Source organism: Ruminococcus sp. SR1/5, from assembly GCF_000209835.1.
Classification (GTDB): domain Bacteria; phylum Bacillota; class Clostridia; order Lachnospirales; family Lachnospiraceae; genus Blautia_A; species Blautia_A fusiformis.
Genome location: NC_021014.1, coordinates 743922 through 755793 on the forward strand (window position 1 = coordinate 743922; position 11872 = coordinate 755793).

At 36.1% G+C, this 11872-nt stretch carries 22 protein-coding genes and 1 pseudogene; all 23 read left to right on the plus strand.

The features are described from left to right. Positions 1-444 (plus strand): annotated as a pseudogene (locus tag CK1_RS03780) (ABC transporter permease); the annotation flags it as partial. A gap of 37 nt (positions 445-481) precedes the next feature. Beyond that, positions 482-616 (plus strand): hypothetical protein, encoded by a 135-nt coding sequence (locus tag CK1_RS03785; RefSeq protein WP_306288723.1) that lies wholly within the window; start codon positions 482-484, stop codon positions 614-616. Positions 617-791: 175 nt separating this feature from the next. Beyond that, positions 792-1223 carry a DUF3784 domain-containing protein gene (locus CK1_RS03790; protein WP_015524991.1) on the plus strand — a complete coding sequence of 144 codons (432 nt, stop codon included), beginning with the start codon at positions 792-794 and terminating at the stop codon, positions 1221-1223. A 2-nt stretch (positions 1224-1225) separates the two neighbouring features. After that, positions 1226-1429: a PF20097 family protein gene (locus tag CK1_RS17945; protein WP_015524992.1), complete on the plus strand. Its 204-nt coding sequence runs from the start codon at positions 1226-1228 to the stop codon at positions 1427-1429. Positions 1430-1452: 23 nt separating this feature from the next. Beyond that, positions 1453-1746 (plus strand): hypothetical protein, encoded by a 294-nt coding sequence (locus CK1_RS03795; RefSeq protein ID WP_015524993.1) that lies wholly within the window; start codon positions 1453-1455, stop codon positions 1744-1746. A 42-nt stretch (positions 1747-1788) separates the two neighbouring features. After that, positions 1789-2121 (plus strand): DUF1648 domain-containing protein, encoded by a 333-nt coding sequence (locus tag CK1_RS03800; RefSeq protein ID WP_015524994.1) that lies wholly within the window; start codon positions 1789-1791, stop codon positions 2119-2121. A gap of 79 nt (positions 2122-2200) precedes the next feature. Beyond that, on the plus strand, positions 2201-2722 hold the full coding sequence (locus CK1_RS03805) for a DUF4825 domain-containing protein (RefSeq protein ID WP_015524995.1): 522 nt from the start codon (positions 2201-2203) through the stop codon (positions 2720-2722). Positions 2723-2914: 192 nt separating this feature from the next. After that, positions 2915-2995 carry a hypothetical protein gene (locus tag CK1_RS03810; RefSeq protein ID WP_306289063.1) on the plus strand — a complete coding sequence of 27 codons (81 nt, stop codon included), beginning with the start codon at positions 2915-2917 and terminating at the stop codon, positions 2993-2995. A gap of 61 nt (positions 2996-3056) precedes the next feature. Further along, positions 3057-3536: a hypothetical protein gene (locus tag CK1_RS03815; RefSeq protein ID WP_015524997.1), complete on the plus strand. Its 480-nt coding sequence runs from the start codon at positions 3057-3059 to the stop codon at positions 3534-3536. Positions 3537-4087: 551 nt separating this feature from the next. Continuing rightward, positions 4088-4267: an AraC family transcriptional regulator gene (locus CK1_RS18760; RefSeq protein ID WP_278960182.1), complete on the plus strand. Its 180-nt coding sequence runs from the start codon at positions 4088-4090 to the stop codon at positions 4265-4267. A 1-nt stretch (position 4268) separates the two neighbouring features. Beyond that, the gene (locus CK1_RS03820; RefSeq protein WP_015524998.1) at positions 4269-4619 is read left to right on the plus strand and encodes a DUF2500 domain-containing protein; all 351 of its coding nucleotides are present in this window, start codon (positions 4269-4271) and stop codon (positions 4617-4619) included. Continuing rightward, complete coding sequence (gene galT, locus CK1_RS03825; protein ID WP_015524999.1) at positions 4613-6103, plus strand: UDP-glucose--hexose-1-phosphate uridylyltransferase; 1491 nt, start codon at positions 4613-4615, stop codon at positions 6101-6103. Before CK1_RS03820 ends, galT begins: the two co-directional genes overlap by 7 nt. Before the next feature lie 1051 nt (positions 6104-7154). Then, the gene (locus tag CK1_RS03830; RefSeq protein ID WP_015525001.1) at positions 7155-7637 is read left to right on the plus strand and encodes a hypothetical protein; all 483 of its coding nucleotides are present in this window, start codon (positions 7155-7157) and stop codon (positions 7635-7637) included. Further along, on the plus strand, positions 7592-7756 hold the full coding sequence (locus CK1_RS03835; protein WP_015525002.1) for a peptidoglycan binding domain-containing protein: 165 nt from the start codon (positions 7592-7594) through the stop codon (positions 7754-7756). The genes CK1_RS03830 and CK1_RS03835 overlap by 46 nt, the downstream gene beginning before the upstream one ends. Before the next feature lie 35 nt (positions 7757-7791). Beyond that, complete coding sequence (locus CK1_RS03840; RefSeq protein WP_015525003.1) at positions 7792-8403, plus strand: L,D-transpeptidase family protein; 612 nt, start codon at positions 7792-7794, stop codon at positions 8401-8403. Between the two features lie 25 nt (positions 8404-8428). Further along, positions 8429-8602 (plus strand): L,D-transpeptidase, encoded by a 174-nt coding sequence (locus CK1_RS03845; RefSeq protein WP_306289064.1) that lies wholly within the window; start codon positions 8429-8431, stop codon positions 8600-8602. A gap of 96 nt (positions 8603-8698) precedes the next feature. Beyond that, positions 8699-8878: a hypothetical protein gene (locus CK1_RS03850; protein WP_015525005.1), complete on the plus strand. Its 180-nt coding sequence runs from the start codon at positions 8699-8701 to the stop codon at positions 8876-8878. 126 nt (positions 8879-9004) lie between these two features. Further along, entirely contained in the window at positions 9005-9334 is a 330-nt protein-coding gene (locus tag CK1_RS03855; RefSeq protein WP_015525006.1) for a hypothetical protein, read from the plus strand. Between the two features lie 95 nt (positions 9335-9429). Continuing rightward, on the plus strand, positions 9430-10383 hold the full coding sequence (locus tag CK1_RS03860) for a PDDEXK nuclease domain-containing protein (protein ID WP_353611213.1): 954 nt from the start codon (positions 9430-9432) through the stop codon (positions 10381-10383). Between the two features lie 43 nt (positions 10384-10426). Then, positions 10427-10804: an SdpI family protein gene (locus CK1_RS03865; protein WP_015525008.1), complete on the plus strand. Its 378-nt coding sequence runs from the start codon at positions 10427-10429 to the stop codon at positions 10802-10804. A 45-nt stretch (positions 10805-10849) separates the two neighbouring features. After that, complete coding sequence (locus tag CK1_RS03870) at positions 10850-11053, plus strand: hypothetical protein (RefSeq protein ID WP_015525009.1); 204 nt, start codon at positions 10850-10852, stop codon at positions 11051-11053. A 29-nt stretch (positions 11054-11082) separates the two neighbouring features. After that, positions 11083-11349, plus strand: coding sequence for a GNAT family N-acetyltransferase (locus CK1_RS03875; RefSeq protein ID WP_306288724.1), 267 nt, complete (start codon positions 11083-11085; stop codon positions 11347-11349). Between the two features lie 25 nt (positions 11350-11374). Further along, entirely contained in the window at positions 11375-11770 is a 396-nt protein-coding gene (locus tag CK1_RS03880; protein WP_015525010.1) for a DUF6483 family protein, read from the plus strand. The last annotated feature ends 102 nt before the right edge of the window (positions 11771-11872 follow it).

The following is an 11872-nucleotide window of genomic DNA, read 5'->3' on the forward strand; positions in this document are numbered from 1 at the left end:
GCAGCGTTCGGGACGGATTGCTTAAAAACATCGTTTCAGATGCGATACTCTATCATTAACCTGCCAAACATCAATCTGGGGCAGTTACAGATAATTCTCGCAGCAGTGGGCTTACTTTCTGTATTAGCAACGGTTAGCTGTACGTTGTTCCTGTCTGCAAAATGTAAAGACACATTGACAGTTTTGCTGATCTCTATTGTAGTTCTTCTCATGCCGCTTTTTGCTTATGTGGCGATGGGAGCAACATGGCTCTCTACCATACTTCCATCTGCCGGAATTGATTTGAAGAACATTTTCCTTTCTCAGCTTGCAGATTTCAATTATCTGAATATCGGTGGAATGAGTTTCTGGACACCGCAGATTATTTTGCTTTCGGCAGGAATTGAATTATTTGTGTTTATATTCTTGGCAATTCATTCCTATTGCAGACATCAGGTAGCATAAAAGAAGTTCAAAATAGAATGAATTGGTTATCTGCCGCATGACGGTAAAAGAAAAAAGCCGCCGTTTCTTTGTGGCAACACAGACCTATGATGAATTTTCCGGAAATATTGTAGCTAATAGCATTGTTTATGCGTTGGAAATATCTGAAAAATTGATGATAGTAGAAATATAATATTAAAATAAAAAATAATATAAAAAATTGTTTTACTATAGAGAAATATATAGTATAATACAACCATAAGAAGTGATAAAAAAATAACAAGTTGACCTAGCCAAACATAATAAGTTTTACTGTTGTGTTTGGCTTTTTTTATTTGATAGCCAGAGCGGGAAGTGAGGTGTCTGCAATGATAATCTGTGTTATCTTTGATTTGGGAATGGCAGTGATTATGTTTTTATTCGGAATCTGCTTTGTAAAATCAAATGGAAAGGCCGCTGCATTTTTGTCTGGCTATAATATGAAATCTAAGGAAGAACGAAAACAGTATGATGAAAAAGAAATGTGCAGAGTATATGGAAATCGGATGATGTGGATGGCACTGCCATTTGTAGTCGGTGCAGCCATAGATTTATTATACAGTGGAATCGGGTGTTTTGCAGCGTGTGTAATATGGACCTTTCAATTTGTTTTATTGATGAAAGAACGTATGAAACGAAGAAAAAATAGAAAAGAACATTTAGGCAAAAATTATATGCGAAAGAAGATATACAAGCTATCCAGGAACAGGATAATACTCGGTAACAAGAGGAACTTTAACTACTTAAAGGAGATGACGTGAATATGAGATGTCCATATTGTGAAGGAAAAATGCGCAAGGGTCAGTTGCATGCGGTTGGTGCAGGGGCAGGACTGGAGTGGAAAGAAGGCTCTGAGAGTTTGCGGTTAAATACGGATCCAGAGTTGGCAGCAAGGATATCTGGAGACCGCATAGCTGCCTATAATTGTGATTTCTGCAGAAAGATTATTGTTTCTTACGAATATTGAGATTTTCAATTCTTTAAATTGTAATGACCGTAACGGGAAAGGATAAAATAGAGATAATAGAAAAAGATCCAGAGGGCGAGGAAGGCCGGATAAAAGTTAATTTAAGTTTCCTACAAATGTGTCATTATTTGCAGATTGTTGAGTTGATCGTGGAATTAGGCCCAGAGGAACAGGAAGACTGGACATTTGGCTCTCTCGTATATGAGGAAGAAAAGTATTCTATTGGAATTCCTACGGTTTTGTATAAGGAACTTCTGCCAATAGCAGAAGGTAAGGAAGAAAATTTACTGGAAAACTTCTTGAAAAATTTCTTCTAAGGAAACATATTTACTAGATATCGTTCCAGATGAGGCACTGTTATGGATGGTATAAGCAGCAGGAAATTAACATGGGGAATTTGCATCGCTGGCATTGCGATTGCAATAATAAGCTTCTTTTTCTTACCGGAGATTATTCCCGTTCACTTTGCTGGGAATGGAGTCGCAGATGACTTTGGCAATAAGATAGAAATTTTTTTAATGCCGATACTCCTTCTGACTGTTACAATCTTGAGTGGTATAAAAAGTATAAAGTATGTTCTGATGCATTCGAAGACTTGGCTAACAGTTGGTCAATATAACCTGATGATTGATTGTGTTTTAGGAATTATATTGATCGCAGAAATTTTTATGATTTATGCTTCGTTTGTTTAAATGACTACTTGAGTAGCGAAAACAAGGACTAAAAAGGGAACGCGCAAAATATCGTAAAAAACAGTAGAACCTGTATAAAATGATGAAAGAGGAGCATTGTTACTGTAAATATCAGCCTTTGCGGTCAGAAGACTTGCTTATAAATAAAGAAGCAAATATATGGCAGTTTCTGGTTCATTGGGCAGGCTGTTTTATATCAAAGTGTGAAGAGGAGCTGGTTCATGATGAAAAAGTAATTCCAATTATTTTATTTACGGTATCAGCAATATTGCTTTCTGCATGTGGCAGAAAAGAAGAACTGTACGAGATTCCTAACCTGTCACAGTACAAGACAGATTATGTAGGAGATTCTTCGAATGTTATAAATATTGTAAGTGGGCAAGAGTATCAGGAAGGATATTCTTATGATAGCATACAGATACAGTCTGAAACGAAGCCTTATGGATTAACAGTATTTCTAAAAGTTGAGCCGTCTGCAGTTAAGATTGAAGATGAATTGCAAGTTAATGCGGATATGACATTTGATTTGATTGGTAATTTGGAAACGCTTGATTATAAAATAGCGGATAGTAAGGAAATCATTGCATCGTATGAACGGTAGATCATTCAGTGGTTAATATTTTGTCTGCTATTATATAGTAAGAAAATAGGAAAGCGAAACATATATTTGGAGGACAGCAATGAGAAAATGTGAAAAGTGTGGAACAGTCATGAGAGCGGATTTAAGACTTAAAGTTAATGGCGGTGGCTATGGGATCGTTGTAGATGTAGATGAAAAACAAAAACGACAACTATAGATGATGTTAAAGTTGCAGTCTGTCCAGAGTGTGGACATACAGAAATGTATTTAGAGGATTTAACTAAATTGAAGTAAAATTAGATATGATTGAAACAGGATAAAAAATTTTGATGGAATGCTTGTGGAGAAAATAAATATGAAAAAACTTAACTATACAGAAGATTTATTGAGAGTTATCTTCTTTTGGATAGGAATATTCTTTCTTGTTTCCGGTGTCTTAAGTTTTCTTGGGATATTAAAACCAGCAGTAAACTCAGGCATTCAGAATCCAGACATGTTGGGAACAGTGTTTTCTATAGCGGGAGTGCTTTTGTGTATAATAAGTGCTGCTCTTGGAATTTATACTGCAAAACTTGATAAATTACATTTACAATTAATCGAAAATGGTACAAAAGTGAAGGGCTTGGTAGAAAAAGTATATTTGCAAAAATACACAAGATATAGAAGACAGATTCCATACAGGATTTTATATAGTTTTACATATCATGATAAAGTGTATTATCACAAAAGCCGTTTGATATGGGAAAAGCCGGATCTTAAGAAAGGCGACTTGATTACCGTATATGTAAATAATCTTGGTAAATCAACAGTTTATAATTGCAATGAAGCGGTCTGATATCTAGCCTCTATATTTCGGAAAAATACTGCACGATCTGTGATTTACAGAAGAGCAGCTTCAAAGAATGCTGAGGATGAAAAATGCAAATCCATCAGATGTATGAAAATTCAGAGATTATTAATTGGACAAATTGAAAGCTGAAAGGAAAACGGCCTATCCGTTTTCAGCATTGGCGGATCCGTCTGCTAATAAGTGGTTTACAAATCAAAAAACTTGGTAAGAGTATTTTCATAATTCTGTTCAATTTTGTCTATGTTTTCGAGAATCCTGTTCATGTACAAATGCAACTAAATTAGAGTATAATAAGGGAAACCATTGAAACTGGGTTTCCGTATTGGACATTCCTGTGATGGCAGGAATGTCCTTTACATATAGCGGTAAATTCTGAAGTAGTTGGCATAGAAGTTCATGAGGTAGTTGACGTATGCTTTAAATCTTTTCATTTCGTTTTCCTCCTTTCTTTATCTTACAAGCACATTATAATATCAGAAGACGTATATTACTTGCCAAATGGGAAGAAAAAGTAGACAAAACTTGCAGGAGATTAATTGGAATGTACTGATAAGAGCATCACAGACATTTGCCTGGATGCAGGATTTGAAAGCCAAAGGACATTTAACCGGGTATCTCGTGAAAGATATAAAGTAATGTCAAGGGAATATCAGAATCTTTATCGTGAACAATATTTAAGTCAGACCCAGGATGAAATATCTGGAATGGAGAAATAGGATGGCATTTATAATCTGTATAGCAGCACTCATAATCATGATGTTTGTATTTACCAAAATGTTGTTAAGCTTTGGCAATAACAGCAGTGCGGCAGTTGAATCTGTTGATGCGACTGTAGTTGAAAAGAAGCAAGGAATCTATATCCATATGCAGTCTGAAGCACATGTACCTTGGTTTCGTGTTGTGTTTGAGATGACGGATGGAAGTTTGATGGAATTTCAAATACAACAGGGAGATTTTCGTGAACTGGAAAAAGGTGATCGAGGTATGCTGACTTATCAGGGAAATCGGTATATATGCTACCAAAAATATAAATTTAAAAGTGAAGCACAGGAGGAAGAAAAATGTTAAGTGAAAGCATTGCAAAACTGGTACAGTATGGGATTACAACAGGTCTGACACCGGAATGTGAAAGAAACTACACAACAAATCTTCTGCTGGATGTTTTTCATGAAGATGATTATGAAAAACCGGACAACATTGAGGAACCTGTTAATCTTGAAGAAACATTGGACGAATTGCTGGATGAAGCCGTAAAAAGAGGTCTGATTGAGGACAGTATTGTATACCGGGATTTATTTGATACCAGATTGATGAACTGTCTGATGCCACGTCCGGGTCAGGTACAAAAAGAATTCTGGGACAAATATGCAGAAAGCCCGAAGAAAGCTACTGATTATTTTTATAAGCTGAGTCAGGACAGCAATTATATCCGCAGGTATCGTGTAGAGAAGGATCAAAAGTGGAAGGTAGACAGTCCATACGGTGAGATTGATATTACCATCAATTTGTCCAAACCGGAAAAAGATCCAAAAGCAATTGCCGCGGCAAGGAATGTAAAATCCGGAAGTTATCCGAAATGTCTTCTTTGCCCGGAAAATGAAGGATATGCGGGACGTGTTAATCATCCGGCAAGGCAGAACCACAGAATTATTCCGATCACAATCAATGATACTCCTTGGGGATTCCAGTATTCTCCGTATGTGTATTACAATGAGCATTGCATTGTGTTTAACTGCCAGCATACTCCAATGAAAATCGAGAGAAATGCATTCATTAAACTGTTTGATTTTGTAAAACTGTTTCCGCATTATTTCCTTGGATCTAATGCAGACCTGCCGATCGTAGGTGGTTCGATCCTAAGCCATGATCATTTCCAGGGTGGACATTATACATTTGCAATGGCAAAAGCACCAATTGAGCAGCACGTGGTACTTCCGGGATTTGAAGATGTAGAGGCTGGAATTGTAAAATGGCCATTATCTGTGCTTCGTATTCGACATAAAGATTTCAACCGTTTGGTAGATCTGGCAACACATGTGCTGGAAGTATGGAGAGGCTATACCGATGAAAAAGCATTTATTTATGCTGAGACCAATGGAGAACCACATAATACAATTACACCAATTGCACGTAAAGTAGGTGATACCTACGAACTGGATCTGACATTAAGGAACAACATCACAACAGAAGAACATCCGCTGGGAGTGTACCATCCGCATGCAGAATATCATCATATTAAGAAAGAAAATATCGGTCTGATCGAAGTTATGGGACTTGCAGTTCTTCCGGCCAGATTAAAAGGTGAGATGGAACTTTTGGAAGAGTATATTCTCGAAGGCAAAGATATTTCTTCAAATGAACAGATTGAGAAACATGCAGAGTGGGTTAAGAAGTTTCTTCCGAAATATTCGGAAATCACAAAAGAAAACATCCATGGCATTCTTCAGAAAGAGATTGGAATCGTATTTACCCATGTTCTGGAAGATGCAGGAGTATACAAATGTACGACCGAGGGAAGAGAAGCATTCATGCGTTTTCTTGAAACATTATAAAAATTGAAATAAAAGGATTCTTTGGGAAATGGGAGGTAAGTGAAACCTCCCATTTTTTTAAGGAAGATGATGAAAATAGAATATTTTTTATAAGGTGTGAAACCTTCCTAGGCTTTTCTTTTAGATGTAAGAAGAAGTAGCAGTGGAACAAAAATAAAGATCCTCCATAGTGCAGGAATGGTGATATTGTTTCGGAATGCAAATGCACTGCCAGAAGAATCTGCCGGTATGTAAATGCGAAGATCTACAGTACAGGATGAACTTTCATCTCGTATATCTAAAGGAAGCTGAGAATGATATACTTTGCCTTCATGGGTGAATTTAACAGGCAGTGCCCAGTAATAATGACGCGGACTACCAAAATTATAAAGATAATATCCGTCTGCTTTGATTAAATTTGGATTTTCATGGTAAAGAAAATAGTTTTTATTGGCATAAAAGAATGTCCCGCCCATTAATAGAAGCCAGATCAGCACCAGTGCAGCTTTATTCAAAAAGGACTATCAAATACTCTTTTCAAAAAATCACCTCCTGTTAGATAAGGACATTTTATCAAATGAACCAGGAAAATTCGATAGAAAGAAAAATTTATTATTATGAGAACCGATTTGCTTGTATCTGCATCTGATTAGTGTAAAACAAACACGTGTATAATCCGGCCGGACAGAAGGAGAAAACAGAGAAGCGATTTTGTATAGAAGAAAATAAGTGAGATCTGATTAGGTGCTGTCGTGAATCAGTCAAGGATGAAAAAATCCCTGACCGGTCATGGCAGCCCTTTTTTTCCTGTTTTCAGGGTTCTGTTCACAGAGAAAAAGGAAAGTGTCTGAAAGTACCCCAAAAGTGCTAAATGTGAGATAAATGATGATGCGGTGTTCCTATCCGTAAAAGAGCAGGGGAAAAATGTTTTGTAGAAATCAGCTTACTGTTTGTAAAAGAAAATGTTTTTTCCAGCAGCCTTGGTTATTTTTTATTAAATCGGAGATATTAAAATCAGACGATTTAAAAAGTTTGTCTGAATGCTGTTTATCGTTAAAAACAGGGGGCATGGATGGGAAAAAGAAAAGAGATAACCGGTAAGGATAATGGAAAGCAAAAAATGTGGATAATGATCACTGTCATCATAGTGTTCTTTGCTATGGCTGGCTATGCAGGAATGTCTTATTACTATTCAGACAGATTTTTTCGGGGAACAACGATCAATGGAATTAACTGTTCTGGAAAAACATCGGAAGAGGCAGAACAGGCGGTTGCTAAAAAAGCAGAGGATTATCTGCTGGAAGTAAAGGCAAGAAATCTGAAATCACAGAGTATCAATGGAAAATTGATCGGATATCGTTATGTTTCGGATGGCAGTATTTCCCAATATCTGGATGAACAAAAACCATATAAATGGGTTCGGGGATTTTGGAAAAAGCAAAATTATACAGCCAAGGAAAACATGACCTATGATAAAGTGAAGTTAAAAGAACAGATGGAAAAACTGGAATGTGTAAAAAAGAGAATCAGACAGCACCAGAAGATGCTTATGTAGCTTATAAAGATTCGAAGTTTGAAATCGTACCGGAAACAGAAGGGAATACCCTGGATTTCAATGGAGCTTATCAGGCACTGTCAGAAGCGATTACTGACAAAAAAGAACGATTGACCTGAATAGCTGTCCGGCTGTTTATGTAAAAGCGGCAGTAATGAAAGATGATCCAGATCTTAAAAATTCATTGGAAGAATGCCAAAATCTGATCCGGACCAAAATCGTATATATATTTGGAGAAGAAACGGTAACATTGGAGGGGGACGAGATCAGAAACTGGCTCATTTTTGATGAGAGAGGACGGCTGCAAAAAAATGAGGATGAACTGAGACAGTACGTGGCAGAATATGTGGCAAAGCTGGCTGCCACACATGATACCGTAAATACAGAGAGGGAATTTTGTACAACAAGCGGACGTACTGTTCAGGTGTATAGTTCCGTTTATGGATGGAAGATCGATCAGGAAAAGGAAATAGAAACCATTATGCAGGAAATGATTGCAGGAGTACAGATAAACCGGGAACCGGTATACGCTATGCGGGCAAATGCACGGGGTATGAATGATATAGGCAGCACGTATATTGAAGTGGACCTGTCTGCACAGCATTTATATTACTATCAGGATGGTTCGATCATTTTGGAATCGGATATTGTGTCAGGAGATATGCAGTATGCAGAACGGCAGACACCACCGGGAATTTTTTCAACTGTATTACAAGAAAAGTCCATCTGTGCTGAAAGGAAAGATGTTGGAAAATGGGAAATATGAATATGAAAGACCAGTAACTTACTGGATGCCTTTTAATGGGGGGATTGGATTTCATGATGCTTCATGGCAGCCATACTTTGGAGGAAATCGTTTCCGAGAAGGTGGTGGATCCCATGGATGCATTAATCTTCCGGCGGACAAAGCGGCAGAACTTTATAATAGGATAGACGAAAGTGTGCCGATTGTCTGTTTTTATTAAAAATGGGCAGGATATATAGTTTTATATAGAGGTTTGTTTATAAAATGGAAGATCTTAATTGGTCTTCTGTTTTTTATAATTATCAGCAATAGTTTCATGGAAGAAAAGTGTGTATGTTCCATCCAGATATGGAAAGAAGTCTTTGACCATTTTGACCGGCAACCGAAAAAAATCGAGATAAATGAGAACTATTCGATTGATGATGATGCAAAGGAAACCTTGCAGGAGAAAAGCAAGAGGATGCTGGTTACAGAAGCAAGCCAACGGGAAATGTAGCTGAGCGAAGTGACTTGCCTAAGTAAATTGAAATGGAAATATGGCTGATAGTGTGATATGATTTGAATGGCAAAAGATATTTTAAGGAACAGACATATTAGCGTTAAGTTTGCTAAGGAGAATAATATGGAATGGTTTGGAATTGCAGCATTATTGCTGCTACTTTGTTATTCGGCGTATCCGGGAAAAGTAAAGCGTTTGGAAACGAAAGTAAAACGGTTAGAGAAAAAGCAGAGAGGAGTGGCATATATGTCAAAGCTGATTAATGATCTTGTAGGAAAACAGTGTATTATCAGATCAGAGTTCATTTTTAGTTTTGCGGGAAAAACTGAATTATCCTGCAAGATAATAGACGCAGATGATGAATGGATAAAAATTTGTTATACAGAGAAAAAAGATAAGCAGGTAGTTAAGCTGATGCGGATTGAAAATATTGAATCAATAGAAGAACAGTAAGTTCTATTTTGGAAATTCAGAGGAGTAAAGAGCATGGATTATAATTTACAAAAAATCAAAATGCAGAACAGACTTATCATTCTATTCGTAATTCTATTGTGTCTGCACAACATCGTTTAAGCACAGCGGTAAATTCTGCTATGGTAACAACTTATTGGGAAATTGGAGAACAGATTTTTAAAGCATGTGGAGAAAATGATCGCGCAGAATACGGAAAGAAATTATTGGAATATCTTTCTGAGCAGCTGACCGCAGAGTTCGGAAAAGGTTTTGATAAATCGAATCTTCGTAAGATGAGGCAGTTTTATTGCACTTTTCCAATTCGAGACACACTGTGTCCTGAATTGAGCTGGTCACATTATCGTGTCTTGATGCGTATAAATGATGAACAGGCAAGAAGATTTTATATGGAAGAATGTGCAAAAGCAGCATGGAGTGTTCGTCAACTGGAACGGCAGATCAACACGATGTATTATCAGCGTATTTTAGCAAGCCAGGATAAGATAGCGGTTGCAAATGAAATTCAAATAACAGAGCCAAAACCAGAATATGAGAAAATAGTGAAAGATCCTTATGTTATGGAATTTCTGCAGATTCAGCCTGACACACATGTATATGAAGGAGATTTGGAACAGGCATTGATTGATCATCTTCAACATTTCCTTTTGGAACTTGGAAGAGGATTTTCATTTGTAGCACGCCAGAAAAGATTTACATTGGATGGACAGGACTTTTTTATTGATCTGGTATTTTACAACTATATTTTAAAATGTTTCGTTCTCATTGACTTGAAAATGGGTAAACTGACCCATCAGGATCTAGGACAAATGCAGATGTATGTGAATTACTATACTCGTGAAATGATGAATGAAGGAGACACGCAGCCTATTGGAATTGTACTTTGTGCAGATAAGGGAGATTCTATTGTAAAATATACGCTTCCTGAAGATAATCACCAGATATTTGCATCGAAATATTTCACCTATCTGCCGTCAGAGGAAGAATTGAAACGTGAATTAAATTTGAAAGAATTTTACAAAAAAGAATAAAAACGAAAATACAAAGCGGAAGTTATAGTAAAGGAGATTCACAATGAAGTTTTGGATTTTTATGTTGATTATGGATTTGCTTCTTCCATTTACGATGATTGGTTTTGGAAGATATTTTATGAAAAAGGCTCCAAAGGAAATAAATTCAGTATTTGGATATCGAACTTCGATGTCTATGAAGAATAAAGACACATGGGAATTTGCTCATAAATATTGTGGTAAAGTCTGGTATGTCTGTGGAATGGTTATGTTGCCGATAACAGTAATATTCATGCTTTTAGTAATTGGAAAAAATGAAGATTGTGTTGGGAGTATGGGAGGAATTATTTGTGGTGTTCAACTTATTCCTTTAATTGGGTCTATTCTCCCAACAGAAATAGCATTAAAAAAGAATTTTGATAAGAATGGAACAAGACGATAAAGTTTGCAGAATCAAGAAAATCGGAATTTATAGGAGAACATAGATATGAATATAGAATTAAGAAAGTGGTCGGTTGAAGATAAAGAAGTATTAATAAAAATGTGTAATTCAATTGATAGAAGTTTTTTATCTGATAGATTACCTAATCCATATACAAATGCATCTGCTGAGTGGTGGTTAACCATGGTAAAAGACAACGAAGGTAAAAAGGTGTCTTTCGAGAGATTGTTGTTGATGGTAAAATTGTAGGAACGATATCTGTTGAACAGAAGGACGATGTGTATCGCAAGGATTCTGAAATTGGTTATTATTTATTGCAGGAAGTATATTCAAAAGGCATTATGAGTGAAGCAGTAAGACAGATTTGTGAAATTGCATTTGAAACATTAGACATTATCCGTATTACAGGGCTTGTATATGAAGCAAATATCGCATCAAGAAAAGTGTTAGAAAGAAATGGCTTTTTACTTGAAGGAAAAATGGAAAAAGCAGTTATTAAGAATAACAATATTTTTGATTTATGTATTTATGGGAAAGTAAGATAAATTTAGAATTTGAGGAGGTGGAAAAATGTATTTCACGGATGAGAAAGATTACATTATGCGAATGATAAAAGAAATGGTGAGAATATTATTCTCTTTAATATATGGGAAAAAGTATGTTTCTGTTGAGCTTGAAAAAGAAAACAAATATGAAGTGTCAGGGAAAAATTTGAAAAGTTTTCTTGATATGATTGATTCAGGGCAAATTAACGAAGCAGAGAATATACTTTTAGATAACATTGATTATGCAAATAATGATGAAGTGATGGCGGCAGCTCTTTTCTATCAATACCTTAGTGAGAAAGATAGTGAGTTTTTGATTAACAACAATTATACAAAAGAAGAAGTGCTTTCTGGCTTTAAGCAATTACTTGTGCAGTCAGGATATAATAATTTGTTATATATGATTAAGGATGATGAGTAATGCAGAAAATCCAGTTTGTAGAATTCAAAAATTTAATATGAAATATGAGATAGAGCGTATGGAAATAATCTATACGTTCTATTTTTTTTGTCTTTCTTAAAA